10 protein-coding genes are annotated in these 18,219 nt (G+C 72.7%); 5 read left to right on the top strand and 5 right to left on the bottom strand.

The window, feature by feature from the left end:
* Positions 1-26: 26 nt before the first annotated feature.
* The gene (lhgO, locus tag ACIBKX_RS21300) at positions 27-1,229 is read right to left on the bottom strand and encodes an L-2-hydroxyglutarate oxidase (RefSeq protein ID WP_363270491.1); all 1,203 of its coding nucleotides are present in this window, start codon (positions 1,227-1,229) and stop codon (positions 27-29) included.
* A gap of 173 nt (positions 1,230-1,402) precedes the next feature.
* Positions 1,403-2,851: an MFS transporter gene (locus ACIBKX_RS21295; protein ID WP_363270492.1), complete on the bottom strand. Its 1,449-nt coding sequence runs from the start codon at positions 2,849-2,851 to the stop codon at positions 1,403-1,405.
* Between the two features lie 701 nt (positions 2,852-3,552).
* Between ACIBKX_RS21295 and ACIBKX_RS21290 the strand changes: the two genes are divergently transcribed.
* The gene (locus ACIBKX_RS21290) at positions 3,553-5,640 is read left to right on the top strand and encodes an asparagine synthase-related protein (protein WP_363270493.1); all 2,088 of its coding nucleotides are present in this window, start codon (positions 3,553-3,555) and stop codon (positions 5,638-5,640) included.
* An 81-nt stretch (positions 5,641-5,721) separates the two neighbouring features.
* Complete coding sequence (locus tag ACIBKX_RS21285) at positions 5,722-9,237, top strand: AfsR/SARP family transcriptional regulator (protein WP_399375856.1); 3,516 nt, start codon at positions 5,722-5,724, stop codon at positions 9,235-9,237.
* 87 nt (positions 9,238-9,324) lie between these two features.
* Here the strand turns inward: ACIBKX_RS21285 and ACIBKX_RS21280 are convergent, their stop codons facing one another.
* Together ACIBKX_RS21280 and ACIBKX_RS21275 are read right to left on the bottom strand one after the other, a co-directional pair.
* Positions 9,325-11,217, bottom strand: coding sequence for a sigma-70 family RNA polymerase sigma factor (locus tag ACIBKX_RS21280; RefSeq protein ID WP_363270494.1), 1,893 nt, complete (start codon positions 11,215-11,217; stop codon positions 9,325-9,327).
* A 221-nt stretch (positions 11,218-11,438) separates the two neighbouring features.
* Positions 11,439-12,215, bottom strand: a complete 777-nt coding sequence (locus ACIBKX_RS21275) for a helix-turn-helix domain-containing protein (protein ID WP_363270495.1) — start codon at positions 12,213-12,215, stop codon at positions 11,439-11,441.
* Between the two features lie 375 nt (positions 12,216-12,590).
* Here ACIBKX_RS21275 and ACIBKX_RS21270 point away from each other — a divergent pair, with 375 nt between their 5' ends.
* The gene (locus tag ACIBKX_RS21270) at positions 12,591-13,949 is read left to right on the top strand and encodes an NAD(P)/FAD-dependent oxidoreductase (protein ID WP_363270497.1); all 1,359 of its coding nucleotides are present in this window, start codon (positions 12,591-12,593) and stop codon (positions 13,947-13,949) included.
* A 142-nt stretch (positions 13,950-14,091) separates the two neighbouring features.
* Positions 14,092-15,732 (top strand): SpoIIE family protein phosphatase, encoded by a 1,641-nt coding sequence (locus ACIBKX_RS21265; RefSeq protein WP_363270498.1) that lies wholly within the window; start codon positions 14,092-14,094, stop codon positions 15,730-15,732.
* Between the two features lie 30 nt (positions 15,733-15,762).
* Here the strand turns inward: ACIBKX_RS21265 and ACIBKX_RS21260 are convergent, their stop codons facing one another.
* Complete coding sequence (locus ACIBKX_RS21260; protein ID WP_363270529.1) at positions 15,763-17,043, bottom strand: MFS transporter; 1,281 nt, start codon at positions 17,041-17,043, stop codon at positions 15,763-15,765.
* A gap of 115 nt (positions 17,044-17,158) precedes the next feature.
* Between ACIBKX_RS21260 and ACIBKX_RS21255 the strand changes: the two genes are divergently transcribed.
* Positions 17,159-17,707, top strand: a complete 549-nt coding sequence (locus ACIBKX_RS21255; RefSeq protein WP_363270500.1) for a MarR family transcriptional regulator — start codon at positions 17,159-17,161, stop codon at positions 17,705-17,707.
* Positions 17,708-18,219 lie beyond the last annotated feature (512 nt).

The raw sequence follows: 18,219 nt of genomic DNA, 5'->3' as shown, positions 1-18,219 counted from the left end.
TTGCCCCCGGCGGCCGGGTCCGCGCCCTACAGCACCCCCAGCACCCGCCGCGCGACCTCCCGGCCGATCGGCAGCGATGCCGTCGCCGCGGGGGACGGCGCGTTCAGGACATGGACCGTGCGGGCCGACTCCCGGATGAGGAAGTCGTCCACCAGCGTTCCGTCCCGCAGCACCGCCTGGGCCCGCACTCCCGCGGCCGCCGGCACCAGGTCCTCCTCCGTCACGGCGGGCAGCAGCCTGCGCACGGCGGAGGTGAACGCCCCCTTGGAGAGGGAGCGCCGCAGCTCGCCCGCCCCATAGCGCCAGTGCCGCCGGGCTATCTGCCAGGAGCCGGGCCAGCCCAGCGTCCCGGCGAGCTCACGGGGGCGTACGACCCCCCAGCCGTACCCCTCACGGGCCAGCGCCGGCACCGCGTTGGGCCCCACGTGGACCCCGCCGCCGATGCCCCGCGTCAGATGCACCCCCAGGAAGGGGAACGCAGGATCCGGCACGGGATAGACAAGGCCCCGCACCAGCTCGGGCCGCGCCAGGTCGAAGTACTCCCCCCGGAAGGGGACGATCCGCATCTCCGGGTCGTCCCCGGCGAGCATCGCCACCCGGTCGCACTGCAGACCGGCGCAGTTGACCAGCGCCTTTCCCCGCAGCACCGTCCCGTCGGCGGTCCGCACGGCCACCCCGAGCGCGGCCCGGCGGTCGATGCGGACGACCTCCGCGCCGTACCGCACATCCGCCCCGGAGGCCTCCGCGAGGCGCTCCGCCACCGCCCCGTAGTCACAGATCCCGGTGGTGCCGACGTGGATGGCGGCCAGGCCCCGGACCTCCGGTTCGTACTCGGCGATCTGGGCGGGGCCCAGCTCCCTGACCGGAATCCCGTTCTCCCTGCCGCGCTGCACGAGCGCGTGCAGTCGGGGCAGCTCCTCCCGATCGGTGGCGACGATCAGCTTGCCGGTGACCTCGTGCGCGATGCCGTACTCCGCGCAGAACTTGACCATCTCGGCGGCGCCCCGCACCGCGAACCGCGCCTTCAGGGAGCCGGGCCTGTAGTAGATCCCGCTGTGGATCACGCCGCTGTTGCGCCCCGTCTGGTGCCGGGCCGGGCCCGGCTCCTTCTCCAGGACGGTGACCCGTGTCCCCGGCGCGCCGCGCGTGAGGGCATACGCCGTCGAGAGACCGACGATTCCGCCGCCGATCACCAGCACATCGCAGTCGTACGCCACGTCCCGGACCATCCCGCATCACCTCCCGCACCAGATCTCCCACACCAGATAGTGCACTGCGCCACTGACAACGCCCCCAAACCCGGTGAGGACCGGAGGGTTACGGAGTGCGTAACTGCTGTTGCCGAACGGGCTGTGTGTAGGGGACACGGACAGGGGCCCCGACGCCGGGACACCGGCCGGGCCTACGCGGGAGCGACCAGCAGCGGCCGCGCCCGCTCCCGCAGCTCCACCACCCTGGGCTCGTCCCCGTAGGGCTCCAGGCGGTGCAGCAGATCCTTGACGTACTCCGTCGTCCGCGCGGACGAGATGCGTCCGGCGACCTCAAGCGCCCGCGTGCCCTGCTCGCACGCCGCGTCCAGGTTCCCGGACTCCAGCTCGGCGACAGCCGACACCACGAGCCGTAACCCGTGCGAGCGCACGAACTCCTCCGTCGGCCTGGACAGCGCCTGCTCCGTGAAGCGGCGCACCTGCCGGGGCGCCTTCAGGTCCCGGTAGCACTCGGCGGCGTCCGCCGCGAAACGGTCGTACGAGTAGAAGCCGAGCCACGACGGGTCGTTGTCGCCGTCCCGCGCCCGCTCCAGCCAGCCCTCGGCGGCCCGCAGCGCCGCCCCCGCGGCCTGCGCGTCACTGGCGCGCGCGTGCGCGCGTGCCTCGACGAGGCGGAAGAAGCTCATGGTGCGCGCGGTGGCCAGACCGCGGTTGCGCTCCAGCGCGGCCTGCGCGAGGTCGACTCCCTCGTCGCCGAAGCCGCGGTAGGTCGCCTGGAGGGACATGGAAGCAAGGACGTACCCCCCTAAGGGCACGTCGGCGGCCGCGCGGGCCAGGCGCAGGGCCTGGATGTAGTAGCGCTGCGCGGCCTCCTGCTGGCCCGTGTCGAAGGCCATCCAGCCCGCCAGGCGCGTCAGTTCGGCCGACGCCCCGAAGAGCGAGCGGCCCACCTCGTCCGAGTACGAGCCGAGCAGCAGGGGCGCCGCCTCGACCCGCAGGCACTCCGGGACCATCGACGAACGCCAGTCGCCGCCCCCGTACTTGGAGTCCCAGCGCCGGGCGTCCTCGGCGGCCTCGCGCAGCTTAAGGACGTCGCTGTGGCCCACCTTCATGGGCGGCCCGCCGTCTTCGGAGTGCCCCGATTCGCGGGGCGCGTCACGGGTGACGTCGCGGGCGACCGAGCTGTCGGCCGGGGTTATCAGCCAGCGCGAGGCCGGAGTCGCGTACGCGCTCACCGCGAAGGAGCCGGCGAGCGACTGCCAGATGCCGCCGCTGCCCGCGCGGCGGCCCGCCAGATCGAGCCGGTAGAGCTCCGTGGCCGACTTCACCGCGGCGCCCACGTCACGCGGGAAGGCCAGGCCCACCTCGGGCGCCGGGTCGGCGTCCGCGAGGCCGATCTCGTGCAGCGGCACCGGACGGCCGAGCTTCTGGCCGATCGCGGCGGCGATGAGGTGCGGGGCTGCGCCCTGCGGCACCATCCCCTTGGACACCCACCGGGCCACCGACGTCTTGTCGTATCGAAGCGTCAACCCGCGTTGGGCGCCGAGGTCGTTGACCCGGCGCGCGAGTCCCGCGTTGCTGATTCCCGCGAGGGCGAGAACGGTGCCGAGTTTCTCGTTCGGCCCGCGTTGCTCCCTGGACATGCGCCACCCCTCGACACAGACGGCTGCCGGGCAGTGGCTCGACCACTCGGCATTCGTGCTGCGTTCCCCCAGGGGCAGCGGCGTCCGCGACTACGAGCGCCGTGGCCCGGAACCCTCGGCCGCAAGAGCATTTGGCCGGGGACCCAGGAATATGCCTCCGCGAAAACATCAGCACACACAGCGTAGTTCGCCGCATCCCAAGCGTTAAGAGGCGCAGTTCCGGATGGCGAGATTGTTGCCGGTAGGGGAGAGCGAGGGTGCCGGGGTGTGCTCCCGGTGTGTGGCCGTGCGCCCACGTGTGCGCTCTTCACCGGCCATATGGGGAGCGCTTCCATGGATGGTGCGTGGGTCGGCCCGCTGCGCTGGAGTCAGTGGGCTGGGGGACACCGCCGCCTCCATCCCCGCGGGCGGCGGACCGGTCCGGGGGGCGAACTCCGCCTCCCGGACTGTGTGTTGCCTTTCACGGTTCCCGCACGCGGGCGCCATCCACTGATTTGGCCGAAAATCGCCCCTCCGGGGTGCGGTACAAATCGGCCGCGCGCAAGGGGAAGGGTGTTGTTGAGCCCTTCAAGTACCGCTCTCTCCAGGGATATCAGAGGGAGCGCGAGCAGCCCGGTAGCCGCTCCCGCACGCCTCCTTCGTGGCAGCATGGGACCCCAGTTCTTCGGTGCACTGGTTGTCCACAGCCTGTGGAGGCAGCGATGCGGTGGTTGGTGGGGTGGAGCAGCACTGCCGCGAAGCCTTCGACGGTCGGTTCGGCCGGGGCCGCCGGTGAGAACGGCGAAACCGTTCACCCCGTGGGCTCCCAACTCTTGTGGGGCGACCCGGACCCGCTGTGGGCGGTGGGGGACTGGCGCGCCGACGAGGTGCGCACGGTGAAGGCCGACGAACAGACCCGGATCGCCGTGCTCGGCACCTGCGGGGCGAGCGACGAGGAGCTCAGGGTCGGCCTCTTCGCGGCCCGCGGCGGCGCCCTGCGCCATCTCACCGCCTGGTCGGGCAGTTACACCGCGGTCGTCCAGGTCGGGCGCCGCGTCATGGTCGCCGGCGACCTCGCCGGAGCGCGCCCCGTCTTCTACACCCCCTGGGCCTCCGGCACGGCGTACGCGACGGCGGCCCTCCCGCTCGCCGACCTCATCGAGGCCCACCTCGACATCGGCCACCTCGCGGCACTCCTCGCCGCGCCGGACGTACCGGAGGCGCTGCACGACTCGACGCCCTACCAGGGCGTGCGCCGTGTGCCACCGGGGCACGCGCTGATCCTGCGCGCGGGCGCCCGGGAGATCGCCGGGTACGAACCGGTGGCATCGCTGGCGGTCGCGGCGCCCTCGGCCGACGCGACGAGCGCCGTGGACGGCGTGCGCGACGCGCTCGTGGAGGCGGTGCGCGCCCGCCTCGGCGCCCCGCGCCACGTCCCCGGAGCGGACATCGACCCCGGCCCCGTGCCCGGCATGGGTCCCGCCGAACGGCGCGCGGCGCGCGGGATGCCGGTGCCCGGCATCGGCGCCGACCTCTCCGGAGGGCCCGCCTCCGGGACCCTCGCGCTGCTCGCGGCCGGCCTTCCGGGGATGCCCGGCACGGTCCTCGGCCACGGCACGGGCGCGGGGGAGCGGCTCCTCGCCGTCACGTTCAACGATCTCGCGGTCAACGGCCGGGAGGCCGAGCTGGAGCGGGCGGGCGCGATCGCCGCCAACCCGCGGCTGCACCACGTGGTGGTCGCCGGGGGCGAAGAGGCCCTCCCGTACGCGGACTTGGACGGCCCGCTGACCGACGAACCCAGCGGCACCCTCATCGCCGCCCAGCGGCACCGCGCGCGGCTCTCCTCCGGCAGCGCGGACCACTTCACGGGGTACGGCGCCCGGCAGGTCCTCGACGCGCATCCGGCGCGCCTCGCCGATCTCCTGATGGACCGCAGGAGACGCCATCTGGTGCGTCCCGTCGCCGCGTTGGCGAAGGCGGACGGCTCCGTCATGGTCCCCGCGCGCGTGTACGGCGCGGCACGCAAGCTGGCCCGAATGCCGTACCGCGCAGGCGTCGACTCGCTCGCCGACCGCCTCCTCAAGCGCCGGTTCGACGAGCCGGGCGGGGCGGTGGATGCGTCGCTTGCCGCCCTCGCGTGGGCCAGGCCGGGCCCCGCGGCGCGCTGGCTGACCGGCGAGGCCCTCGCTGAAGTATCGGTTCGCCTCCAGGACACGACGGGCCGCCCCGGCGCCGGACCAGGCCAACGCCCCGGCGAATTCCGCGCCCGCGCCGCCCTCGCCCGGCACGCGGCGGACCTGCGCGTCCTGGAGCAGGCCGCCGAGGTCCGCTTCCAGCGGCTGCACGCGCCCTTCCTGGACAACCAGGTCGTCCGCGCCTGCCGCGAGCTGCCCGTGGCGCTGCGGGTCCAGCCCGGCGCCCGTGCGGCGATCCTCCGTACGGTCCTGGAAGGCGCCGGAGTGGCCGAACTGCCGCCCGGCTGGGGCGCGCCGTCCCACGCCTCCTCGGCCGCCGCCGCGCGGACGGGGCTGCGGGTCGCCGTCGACGACCTGATCGCCCTCTTCGACACCCCGCTCCTCGCCCAGGCGGGCCTGGTCGAAGCGAGGGTCGTGCGCAAGGCCCTCCGCGCGGCGGCCGAGGGCGAGCCGCTCCCCCTGGACGGCCTGGCCGACCTGGTCTCCACGGAGCTGTGGCTGCGCCGCCTGCTCTCCCGGAGAGGGACCTGCTGGACGGGCACACCGGCCCGGCAGCGGGCGGTCCCTACGGGGAGCGTGGTTCCGCAGCGGGGGGCGTTGGGCGCCGGGCGGTAGCCGGGCGGGCCGGTGCCCCCGCGGAGTGCGGACGAAGCCGCGACAATGAACCCCGTGCGGTCAGCCGCGACAATGAACCCCGTGCGGTACAGAATCCTGGGCGCCACCGAGGCGTACGACGAGCAAGGGGCGCCCCTGCCCGTAGGGGGACGCCGGCTGCGGGCGCTGCTCGCCGCCCTCGCCCTGAACGTCCCCCACACCGCCCCCGCGGATTCCCTCATCGCCGAGATCTGGGCCGACGACACCCCGCCCGCCGACGCCCCCGCCGCCCTCCACGCTCTCGTCGGCCGGCTACGGAGAGCCCTCGGCAAGGACGCCGTCACCTCCACCCCCGGCGGCTACCGCCTCGCCGCCACCCCCGAAGACGTCGACCTGCACAGCTTCGAACGCCTCGTACGCGAAGGCACCCGGGCCCTGAACCGCCGCGACCCGGCATCAGCCGCCCGCACCCTCCGCGAGGCCCTCGCCCTGTGGCGCGACCCCGCACTCGCCGACCTCCCCGACCGCCGCGCGGCGATCCGCCCGGAAGCGCTGCTCGCCGAGGCCACCCGAGCCCGGATCGAGGCGGACCTGCTCCTGGGCGACGCCCCCGCCGTCGTACCGGAGTTGAAGCAGCTCACCACCACCCAGCCGTACGACGAACCGCTGCACGCCCTGCTGATCCGCGCCCTGCGCGACGCGGACCGCGGCGCCGACGCCCTCGCCGCGTACGAGAACGCCCGCCGCACCCTCGCCGAGGGCCTCGGCACTGATCCGGGGCCGGAACTGCGGGCGCTGCACGCGGAGTTGCTGGCGGTGGACCCGGTGGACCCGGTGGGCCCGCAGGACAGGCCCGGTCCGTCGGACAGACCTGGCCTGTCGAACAGACCTGGCGCGCCGGGCAGGTCGGGCCCATCGCACCGGTCGGCCCCACCGCCCGCGAAGCCCGCCCGCGGCGGGAATCTCCGCCCCCGGCTGACCTCTTTCGTCGGCCGGGAACCCGAACTCGCCGCCATCCGTTCGGACATGCAGAGAGCACGCCTGGTCACCCTCACCGGGCCCGGCGGCTCCGGCAAGACCCGCCTCGCCGAGGAAGCCGCCGCCGGGCATCCGCAGGCATGGCTGGCCGAGCTCGCCCCGCTCGACCGACCGGAGGCGGTGCCAGGCGCTGTCGTCAGCGCGCTCGGTCTGCGCGAGACCGTGCTGATGACCAGCGAGCTCGCGGTGCCGCAGAGCGACCCGGTCGCCCTGCTCGTCGAGTACTGCGCCGCGCGCGGTCCGCTCCTGATCCTTGACAACTGTGAACATGTCATCGGCGCCGCGGCCGACCTGGCGGAGACGCTCCTCACCCGCTGCCCGGGGCTCACCGTCATCGCCACCAGCCGCGAACCCCTCGGCGTGCCGGGCGAGTTGGTCCGCCCCGTGGAGCCGCTCCCGCCCGACCCGGCGCACCGCCTCTTCGCCGAGCGCGCCGCGGCGGCACGCCCCGGCTTCGACGCGGGCGACGACGAGACCGCCGTAGCCGAGATCTGCCGCCGCCTCGACGGCCTGCCCCTGGCCATCGAACTGGCCGCCGCGCGCCTGCGGATGCTCACCCCACGCCAGATCGCCGACCGCCTGGACGACCGCTTCCGCCTCCTCACCAGCGGCAGCCGCACGGCCCTGCCCCGCCAGCAGACCCTCCGCGCGGTCGTCGACTGGTCCTGGGACCTCCTCGACGAGGCCGAGCGGACCGTCCTGTGCGAGGCGTCCGTCTTCGCGGGCGGCTGGGACCTCGCGGCGGCGGAGGCCGTCTGCACCGGGTCCGCGGCCGAGCTGATCGGCGCCCTGGTGGACAAGTCCCTGGTCATCGCCGAGCCCACCGCCGAGGGCGGTATGCGCTACCGCATGCTGGAGACCATCCACGAGTACGCCGCCGAGCGCGCCGCCGAAGCCCCGCGGCTGCTCGCCGCGGCGGGCCGCCGCCACTCCGCGTATGTGCGCGCGCTGGTCGAAGAGGCCGAGCCGCTGCTCCGCTCGGCGGACCAACTCCGCTGGATCCGGCGCCTGGAGACGGAGCTGGACAACATCCGCGCGGCCCTGCAGCGCGCCGTCACGTCCCACGACGAGGAGCAGGCCCTGGCGCTCGCCCTGGCCATGGGCTGGTTCTGGTGGCTGCGGAACTACCGCAGGGAGGGCACCGAGTGGATCGACCGCGTCCTGCGGCTGATCCCCGGAGCGTCCGCACCCGCCGCCCCGCCCGCCCCGGAAGACGGCTCCGCCGCCCCCGCGGGCCCCGCCTTCTGGGCCGTGGCGCCGGCCCCCGAGCCCGACACCGCCCATGCCGCCGGCCGCGCAGACGTCCACGCCGCCACCCCCACAGACGTCCACGCCGCCACCCCCACAGACGTCCACGCCGATGTCCCGGCGGGAGGCCCTTCCGCCCTCGACGCCGCCAGGTCGACCTTCGACCACGCCCGCGTCGAGCTGGACGGCGACGAGGACGCCCTCTTCTGGCAGCGGATGAATCTGCGCCTCCTCCACATCTTCCTGGTGGCGGAGTCCCGTGCGAGGGACGCCCTGAGCGGCGACGGCGACCGCGAGTACATCGGCCGGGTGATGAAGGTGTTCCGTCGGCCGGTGCCCGCCGCCGCGCGCTTCCCGGGGCTCATCTGGCCGCTCACCGTGTTCTTCCTCGACGCTTCGGCACCGGACGCGCGGACGGCCCTCGACGAGGCGATCGCCAACTGCCGTGAGTACGGCGGGGACTGGGAGATCGCCATCGGCCTGATGTTCCGTACGCACATGGCCGTCGACACGCCGGGCAACCTGACCGGCGTCGACGAGGACATCGCCGAACTGCGGACGCTGAGCAGGCGCGCGGGCGACCGCTGGCTCCGCGCCCAGGTGTCCAGCGCGGCGGGGGAGGCCGCGATGGTCCGCGGCCGGCACGAGGACGCGCGGGTCGCGTACAAGGAGGCGCTGGAACTCGCCTACGAAGTGGGCGCCCACGCCGAGACGCCGTTCCTGATCGTGCGGCTCGCCGAGATCGCGTACCGCGAGGGCGACAGGGGCGCGGCGGCCGAGGCCCTGCACGAGGCCGGAGCCGAGTCCGATCGCTACGGAGTGGCGGACCCGAGGGCCTTCATGCGGCTCCTCCAGGGGCTGCTGGCCCTGGAGGGCGGCGACGTCGGCCGGGCCCGCTCCCTGTGCGACGCGGCGTACGCGGAAGCGGCCCGCGGCACGCTGCCACCGCAGTTCGACGCCGCGCTGCGTGGCTTCGAGGCCCAGGTCGTCGCCGCCGAGTCAGGTCCCCACAAGGCGCTGCCCCTGCACGCCGAGGCGCTGCGGGGCGCGCTGGAGAGCCGCTGCGCGGAGGTGGTGGTCGCGGCGCTCGTGGACGGCGGGGCCTCCCTGGTGGGCCGCACCGGCGACCACGCGCGCGCGGCCCGGCTGCTGGCCGTCGGCACGCGGCTGCGGGCCGGCAACCCGCGCCCGATGCCGGATCTCGGCTATGCCGAACGGGTCGAGGCCGAGGCGATCGCCGCGCTCGGCCCCGAGCGCTACGAGACCGAGTGCGCGGCGGGCGGCGCGCTCACCGGCACGGAGGCGCTCGCCGAACTGACCGCCGCCTTCTGACGCCTTGCACGTCATGACGCCCTGCACGTCATGACGACCTCCGTGCACGCGTCATGACGGCCTACGCGCACGCGTTCCGACGGCGCCCTACGTACAGCGGAACCGCGACTGTGCCCAGTCCGCGAGCGCCGCCGTGTCGAACGGTGAGTGTGGCTCGACGACCAGGCGGATCGTCTTGCGCCCGGTCAGATCGACCTGCACGGGAACCGCCGGGTCCCCGCCCTTGATGAGCGGCGACTGCCACAGTCGTACGTCGTCCCCGAAGACGGAGAAGCGCACCTTGCCGAGGCCCATCGTCATGTCGTCGACACCGACGAGTGCGTCGTACGTCGTGCACTTGCGGTTGAGGTCGATGGTGACGGAGGACTGGCCGTGCACCGTCACACCGTGGGCGTACTGGGTGTCCGCGATCGACAGGCCCGAGCGCTGCCAGACCCAGCTGCTCTCGCCGAGCCGCATCTCGGGCTTGGTGCCGTCGCCGAGCCCGCCGTACTGCAGCTGGCTCCACTGGTAGATCTTCGGCGCGGGCGGCGGCGGAGGCGGCGGCTTGGGCTTCGGCTTGGTCGGTGTGGGCGTCGGCGTCGGCTTCGGCTTCGGAGGCGTCGGCTTCGGGGTCGGTGTGGGCGTCGGCTTCGGCTCGGGAGCCGGGGGCGGCGGCTTCGGCGCGGGGGCCGGCGGCTTGGGCTTGGGCTTCGGGGGCGGCGGGGGATCGCTCGGCTTGGCGGGCTCCACCGCCGGGGGCTTCCCGGCGCTCGGCAGGTCCTTGGGCTTCTCGTCGTTGCCGACGAGCGCGAGCGCCACGGCCGCCGCTGCCGCGACGACGACACCCGCGGCGATACCGGCCTTCGCGGGCGCGCCGAGCCCTTCGGAGGCTGCCGCACCGCCCGCCGCGCCACCGGACGAACCGCCGCCGGCCGCCGCCGCACCGGCCGCACCGGCGCCCGCCGCACCCGCGGCGCCACCGCCGACGAGCGCCGCCACCTTCGCGTACCCGGCGGCACCGAACCAACCGATGACCGCGATCGGCACGACTCCGGGGATACCGCTGGCGACTTCCTTGATCTGGCCCGCCGCGAGGCGGCACTTGGCGCACTCCTCCAGGTGCTTGCGCAGCCCGCGCTCGGCACGGGTGCGCAGGCTGCCGCGCGCATAGGCACCGAGCCGGTCGGCGTAGCGCGCGCACTCCTCGTCGGCGGTGAGCGTCGTGCTCACATGCGCCTGGAGATACGCCTCCTTCAGCCCCTCACGGGCACGCTTGGCGAGCACCCGCGTGCCGTTGGCGTCGAGCCCGAAGAGCGTGGCGACGTCGCTCGGCGACTCGTCCTCGACCTCCGTGTGCCACAGCACGGCCTGCCAGCGCTCGGGAAGGCTCCGGAAGGCCTGCATGGCCATCGACTGCTCGGCCTCGTGCATCGCGAGCACGTCCGCGCCCAGATCGAGCGTGTCGTCGTCGGACACCTCGGAGCTGCGCGCGGCCTGCGCCGCGAAGACCGCGAAGTCGTCGACGAGCTGCTCCCGCTTGGCCGACTTCGTCCAGCCCGCGGCGACCCGGCGCACCGTGGTGAGCAGATACGCGCGCACCGCGTACTCGGGGCCGCTGCCGCCACGGACCGCCTGCAGCATTCGGGCGAAGACCTCGGCCGTGAGGTCGTCTGCGGTGTGCGCGTCGCGGCAGCAGGTGCGCGCATAGCGGCGGACCGCCTCGGCGTGCCTGCGGTAGAGCTCCTCGTACGCCGAGTCGTCGCCCGCGCGCATGCTGGCGATGAGGTCGCTGTCGGCCGGTGGCGCGTCGACGGCCGCCGCCGGGGTCTCGCCCCGGCCGACGCCCTCCCGCTGCGGCGGAACGCTGGGATCCGCCCCGCCGGGGCTGCTGCCGCCGCTGCCACCGGGCCCGCCCTGGCTCGGCACCTGCCGAGAGGGCAGCCCGCCGGCCTCCTCGCCCACGGCGGACGACGACTCGTCCCGCCCGTCACCACTCATCGCGGAAAGCCCCCGCTTGCGCACTCAGCACTCAGACCTGGAAGCCGGGAGAGGACCCCGACACCGGGAAAGAGTGCCACACGGCCGCTATCCGGTGGCCGGTGATGACGGTCAACCACCCGTCCGAGGTGACTTCGCGCGAACGAGTCATACCGTTCACTCTTTCGGGGAAGGCTCAACTTCCCCGCGTTTCAACGGAGTTAAGCCTTCCCCGGCGAGCGTCAAGCCGTCGGGCGGGACCGCAGCCCTTCCAGCAGGATGTCAAGCAGCCGCGAAGAGGCCGCCGCCTGCTGCGCCGCGTCCGGCAGCGAGGGCGCCGCCGTCGCTATCACCAGGAGCACGTCCGCCACGGTCACGTCGGCGCGCAGCTCGCCCGCCGCCCGCGCCCGCTCCACGAGACGGCCGACGACATCGAGCAGCGCGACCGCGCCCGGATCGTCCGGCACCGACTCCTCGGCGGGAGCCGAGCGCTGCTCGACGAGCCGCAGCTCGGGACCGCCCGGCGCGGACTGACGCTGCTGCGGAACCCGCGCCTCGTCCTCCCGCACACCCCCGGCCACCTCGTCGGCCACACCCACCCGCAGCACCTGCGGCGGCAGCAGCCGGCCCGCACCCGACGCTACGGACGTCCGCAGGAAGCGCGAGAGCGCCGACCACGGCTCGTCCTCCTGACCGAGCGCCGCGCGCGCCTGGTCCGTCAGCCGGGAGGTCTCCTCCTCGGCTATCCGCCTGACCAGCACGTCCTTGCTCGGGAACCGCCGGTAGACCGTGCCCACACCTACCCGCGCGCGGCGTGCGACGTCCTCCATCGGCGCGCCGTACCCCAACTCGCCGAACACTTCGCGCGCCGCGCGAAGGACATGCTCGAGATTGCGCTGTGCGTCCACGCGCAGCGGCGTCGTACGCGGTCCGTCCCCCATGTCGCGTCCGTTCCCGCTGGTGGCGACCGCCGGTGCCGTCGCCGTCGTCGAAGTCCAGTGAGAGTCCTGCATATGCATACGCGTTCCCCCGGTAATGACGTCTCCCCCCGGAGACACTCCCCGCCATTGACTACCGAAGTGTTGAGGAGCGAGCCCTGATCCCGAATCCCGTAGCTGGACCCGACGAGCGCATCCCCCGACACCCCGACGACACACGAACATAGTTGAGCCAGAGTCAATTCAGAAGAGGCGGGTTCCGCACGGACCGCCCCCCGATCGGAGTACGCACCGATTCCGACCCGATTGCACCCCTGCCCTTTTCCCCTCTCCCACCCGCTGACCTGCACATTCTTCCGCCGCCCCGGCAAAGCCCGCGCGGCGGGCCGTGCACCACGGCCGGTCACACAAATTGCCGAGCCTGTGGACAAACTCATGAGCTGGGTGCGTCATGGGATGGTGAAGGAACCTGTGCGCATTCTCGTTGTGGGCGGCGGATACGTCGGCATGTACACCGCGCTGCGCCTCCAGCGGAAGCTGAAGCCGGAGCTGAAGCGGGGCGAAGCGGAGATCGTGGTGGTGACGCCCGAGCCGTATATGACCTATCAGCCGTTCCTGCCCGAAGCCGCCGCCGGATCCATCTCGCCCCGGCACGTCGTGGTCCCGCTGCGCCGCGTCCTCGACAAGTGCCGCATCGTCATCGGCGAGGTCGAGTCGGTCGACCACGCCAAGCGGTCCGCGTCCTTCACGACCCTCGCCACCCAGGACGAGGGAGAGGGCCCCGTCGACATCACGTACGACGAACTGGTCCTGGCCCCCGGCTCCGTCTCGCGCACCCTGCCCGTCCCCGGTCTCGCCGACCACGGCATCGGCTTCAAGACCGTCGAAGAGGCCATCGGCCTGCGCAACCACGTCATCGAACAGATGGACATCGCCTCATCGACCCGCGACCCCGCGGTCCGCGACGCCGCCCTCACCTTCGTCTTCGTAGGAGGCGGATACGCGGGCGTCGAGGCGCTCGGCGAGCTGGAGGACATGGCCCGCTACGCCGCGCGGTACTACCACAACGTCAAGGCCGAGGACATGAAGTGGATCCTCGTCGAGGCCTCCGGGCGGATCCTCCCCGAGGTCGGCGAGGAGATGGGCAAGTACACGGTCCGCGAGCTGCGGCGCCGCAACATCGACGTACGCCTTCAGACCCGTCTCGACTCCTGCGAGGACCGGGTCGCCGTCCTGAGCGACGGCGCGCGCTTCCCCACCCGCACGGTCGTGTGGACCGCGGGCGTCAAACCCCACCCCGTGCTCGCCGCCACCGACCTGCCGCTCAACGAACGCGGCCGCCTGAACTGCACCGCGCAGCTGACCGTGGACGGCGCCACGCACGCGTGGGGCGCGGGAGACGCCGCCGCCGTCCCCGACGTCACCGCCGACGAACCCGGCAAGGAGTGCGCCCCCAACGCCCAGCACGCCGTCCGCCAGGCCAGGACGCTCGGCGACAACATCGTCGCCTCCCTGCGCGGAGAGCCCCTCAAGGAGTACACGCACAAATACGTTGGCTCCGTGGCCTCCCTGGGACTGCACAAAGGCGTCGCACACGTCTACGGACGGAAGCTGAAGGGCTACCCTGCCTGGTTCATGCACCGCGTCTACCACCTGAGCCGGGTGCCCACCGTCAACCGCAAGTCCCGGGTGCTCGCCGAATGGACCCTGTCCGGCCTGTTCAAACGGGAGATCGTCTCCCTGGGATCCCTGGAACACCCGCGTGCGGAGTTCGAACTCGCGGCCGGGGGCAGAAGCCCGAAGGAGTCCTCCTGACCGGAGGCCGGAACTCCCCGCGCGACACCGGCGTCTGACGGATGTCAGTCCGGTCGGCCAGACTGTTCGTGTGACCATGGGCGGGCCAGGACCGCCGGAATTCCCCGCCCGATCCAGAAGCGACATCACGAGGCCTACCGCAGTGAACTTCACGCGCTGGAGCGCCCGGCTCCCCGGAACGCAGCGCCGCGCCGCAGCGCGGACCGACCTAGGGCTCTCCCCGGCACGAGCCGAAAGCTCCGTCCCGGCGGCCCGCGCCGAGGGCCGCGCGGACGGCACGGAACCCGCTCCCACCGCAGGCGTCGACGAACTGCCGACCCGTGAGGTGCTCGACCACATCCCGGCCCTCGTCGCCCTGGTGCACGGCCCCGACCACCGGATCGCGTACGTCAACGACGCGTACGCCGCCGCGTTCGGCGACCGCCCCGTGGGCGAACCGGCCCGCGAGGCCCTGCCCGAGCTGGAGGAGCTCGGCCTGCTGCCCCTCCTGGACCAGGTCCTGCGCAGCTCCAAGCCGCGCACGGTGAAGTCCCGCAAGGCGCCCAGCGGCCGCTCCTACACGTTCACGTGCACCCCCGTGGACGCGCTGAAGGACGGCGGCGTCCTCGTCTTCGCCGCCGACGTCACCGACCACGCGGAGGCCGCCGAGCGGCTGCGCGCCAGCGAGCGCACCCAGCGCGAGACGGCCGTCACCCTGCAACGCTCGCTCCTTCCCCAGGAGTTGGAGCAGCCCGACGACCTGCGCATCGCCGCCACGTACCAACCGGGCGGCACGGAGGCGGCGGTCGGCGGCGACTGGTACGACGTGATCACCCTCGGCGGCGGCCGCACAGCCCTGGTCATCGGAGATGTCATGGGCCGCGGTGTCCGCGCGGCGGCCGTCATGGGCCAGCTCCGTACGGCCGTGCGCGCCTACGCCCGCCTGGACCTGCCCCCGCACGAGGTCCTGCAGCTCCTGGACGGCCTGGCGGCGGAGATCGACGCCAGCCAGATCGCCACGATGGTCTACGCCGTGCACGACCCGAACGAGGGCAGCCTCGTCTACGCGTCCGCGGGGCACCTCCCGATCCTCGTACGGGACGAGAGCGGCACGATCCACCGCGCGGAGGAACCCACGGGCCCGCCGCTCGGCACCGGCGGCTGGCTGCACACCTCCGGCTCGGTCCCCCTCGGCCCCGGCTCGACCGCCGTCCTCTACACGGACGGGCTCGTGGAGCGCCGCAGCGAGGACATCGACGAGGGAGTCGCCGCCCTGGAGCGCGCCCTCGCGGGCGCCACGGGCACACCCCAGGTGGTCTGCGACCGACTGATCCGCGCCCTCGGGGTGACCGCCGACCACGACGACGACGTGGCGGTCCTCGTCCTCCAGCATCCGGCACGCACCGGCGCGGAGGCGGAGCTGTTCCGCAACGCCGCACTGGAGCTGCTCGGCGGCGTGGAGGCGGCGCCACGCGCGCGTGCCTTCGCCACCGGCGTCCTCGCCAGCTGGCGCTTCCCGCCGGAACTGCACGACCTGGGAGTCCTCGCGGCCAGCGAACTGGTCGCCAACTCCCTCCAGCACGGCACACCGCCCATGCGCCTTCGCCTGCGCCGCACGGACCGCCGGCTGATCATCGAGGTCACCGACGGCGACGACCACCTGCCCCGGCGCCGCCGCGCCGAGCCCGCGGACGAGGCCGGACGGGGCATCGCCATCGTGGCGACGATTGCCTCGAACTGGGGCTCCCGGCGGACACCGGGCGGCGGCAAGGCGGTGTGGTGCGAGTTCGCCCTGCCGCGCTGACGTCTTGAGCTGACGTCTTGAGCTGACTTCTTAAGAAGAGGCGGCCGGTACGGGCTCGGGGGCGCCCTGCGCGACCACCCGGCTCTTCGCGAGCGACGGCTGGTTCTGTACGGGAGTGAGCTGCCGGCCGAGCCGGATCGCGAGGACGCTGATACCGAGCGAGAACAGCAGGAACGTCACGATGTACGGCCCGTGCAGCGAGGCCCCCATGGGCCCGCCCACAGCGGGACCGACCGCGAGGGCCAGCTGCTTCACCAGGGCGAAGGCCGAGTTGTACTGACCGACCATGCCCGCCGGGGCCAGATCGGCGACCAGCGGCGCGACGGTCGGCGACAGCATCGCCTCACCGAGCCCGAAGAGCGCGTACGTCGAGATCAGCGCGGCGGTGGCCATGGCCTGGCTGCCGTTGCCGAGCCCCGCGTAACCGGCGGCGATCCACGCGACGGCCCAGATGAGCCCCACGGCCGCGATCACCCGCGACCGCTTGCGCCGCTCCACGAACTTCAGGACGGCGAACTGCGCGATGACGATCATGGCGGTGTTGGCGGCGAGCGCGATGCCGAGTGTCGACGGCGAGACCCCGGCCGCTTCGACGCCGTACGCCGAAAGCCCCGACTCGAACTGCCCGTAACAGGCAAAGAAGAGCACGAAGCCCAGCACGCACAGCTGCACCATCGCCTTGTGCCGCAGCAGCGCCCGCAGACCGCCCTTCGGCGCGGACGCGTCCTTGGGCAGGCTGCCCTGGAGCGCCGGCGCGTGCGGAAGCCGCACGGTGACGGCGATCGCGGCGAGCACCAGGAACATCACGGCCTCGATGGAGAACAGCAGCGTGAAGCTGCTCGGGTCGTGCTCGTCGACGATCTGGCCGCCGATGAGACCACCGATGCCCAGACCCAGGTTCTGCAGGAAGAACTGCATCGCGAAGGCACGCGTACGGGTGGTCGGAGTCGAGCACCAGACGATCATCGTGGCGAGCGCGGGCTGCATCACGGCGGTACCGGCGCCGAGGAGCGCCGCCGAGGCGATCGCCGTGACCTGACTGTCGGCGAAGCCGAGGGCGACGGCACCCACCGAGGCGATCAGCGCGGCACCGAGGAGTACGGGGAGGGGGCCGCGGCGGTCGATGACGCGGCCGGTGATGGGCAGGACGATCAGCGCGGCCATGGCAAAGGCGGCGAGCACGATGCCCGCCGCGCCGGACCCGAGATCCCGCACCTGCGCCACATAGACGTAGAGGAACGGAACCGTGAACCCGATGCCGAACGCGCTCAGCGCGCTGCCTGCCTGAATACGACGCATCGCTGCGCCCATCGCCCTGGTCACTTTCACCTACCTTAGGAGTGAAGACTTCGAAGCTAAAGTTAGAACCTAAACAATACACATAGAAGGACTTCAACGCCAAGCGAGGCCGTGCCATACTGCGGCCATGGGTGACACCCCCGGCCCCAGTGAGCCGACACTCGAAGAACAGATCGCCGCCTACCAGCGGGAGTTCCAGGACCTCGACCCCCAGGTCGAAGAGATCGTCTCGGCCCTCGGCCGCCTCAACCGCCGCATGAACGTCGCCTACGGGCGGCAGACCGCGACCCTCGGCATCAGCAACGCCGAGTGGGAGGTCCTCAAGGCACTCGTCCTCTCCGGTGCCCCGTACCAAATGGGCCCCGGCGAGCTGGCCAAGCGGCTCGGCCTCACGCCGGCCGCGATGACCCACCGGATCGACCGCATGGTGACGGAGGGGCTGGTCACCAGGGAGCGCGACGAGTCCAACCGGGTCCGAGTGATCGTCGAGCTCACCGCGGAGGGCCGCGAGAAGTGGCTGGAGGCGATGCGCCTCGCCACGGTCTTCGAGGAGGACCTCCTCCAGGACCTGTCCCCCAAGGAGCGGGGCGCGCTCGGCGAGGTGCTGACCCGCCTCCTGCGCAGGGTCGAGGACGCCCAGCCGGACGCCGGCGGCCGCCTCAGCGACCTGGACTGAACGTCCCACCTCGGCGTTTGACAGTCACCCGCCCGATCCGTAAGGTTCTTCGGGTTGCCACGGAGCCGTAACGGTTCTGCGACAACGACTCCCGCCGCTGAGACGCGGCAAAACAAACTCTGCACGACATCCCACCGGGATCGCATTCGGCATGCCCGAATTCAATTCCACGGCTCGATTATGAGCCGCCGGGAAAACCCGCTAGAGTTTGAGACGTCGGAACGGCCCAACAGCCGCGAGGACAACCCACTCTGACTGGGAATCAGGCCCGAAAGGATCTGATAGAGTCGGAACCGCCGGAAAGGGAAACGCGAAGGCCGAGAGGCTGGTGCGGGAACCGGAAAGGCACCGAGGAAATCGGACACGAAAGAGTCTGATAGAGTCGGAAACGCAAGAACAGCAAGAACAAAATGAAACACCGAAGGGAAGCGCCCGGAGGAAAGCCCGAGAGGGTGAGTACAAAGGAAGCGTCCGTTCCTTGAGAACTCAACAGCGTGCCAAAAGTCAACGCC

Origin of the sequence: Streptomyces sp. NPDC050658, assembly GCF_044457025.1 — a bacterium.
Taxonomy (GTDB): domain Bacteria; phylum Actinomycetota; class Actinomycetes; order Streptomycetales; family Streptomycetaceae; genus Streptomyces.
The sequence above is the reverse complement of the archived record's forward strand: the minus strand, read 5'-3'. Positions and strand labels throughout refer to the sequence as shown.

Coding starts and splice junctions, on each gene's coding strand:
- lhgO (WP_363270491.1), bottom strand. CDS start 1,229: ATGGTCCGGGACGTGGCGTACGACTGCGATGTGCTGGTGATCGGCGGC.
- ACIBKX_RS21295 (WP_363270492.1), bottom strand. CDS start 2,851: ATGTCCAGGGAGCAACGCGGGCCGAACGAGAAACTCGGCACCGTTCTC.
- ACIBKX_RS21290 (WP_363270493.1), top strand. CDS start 3,553: ATGCGGTGGTTGGTGGGGTGGAGCAGCACTGCCGCGAAGCCTTCGACG.
- ACIBKX_RS21280 (WP_363270494.1), bottom strand. CDS start 11,217: ATGAGTGGTGACGGGCGGGACGAGTCGTCGTCCGCCGTGGGCGAGGAG.
- ACIBKX_RS21275 (WP_363270495.1), bottom strand. CDS start 12,215: ATGCATATGCAGGACTCTCACTGGACTTCGACGACGGCGACGGCACCG.
- ACIBKX_RS21270 (WP_363270497.1), top strand. CDS start 12,591: ATGGTGAAGGAACCTGTGCGCATTCTCGTTGTGGGCGGCGGATACGTC.
- ACIBKX_RS21260 (WP_363270529.1), bottom strand. CDS start 17,043: ATGGGCGCAGCGATGCGTCGTATTCAGGCAGGCAGCGCGCTGAGCGCG.
- ACIBKX_RS21255 (WP_363270500.1), top strand. CDS start 17,159: ATGGGTGACACCCCCGGCCCCAGTGAGCCGACACTCGAAGAACAGATC.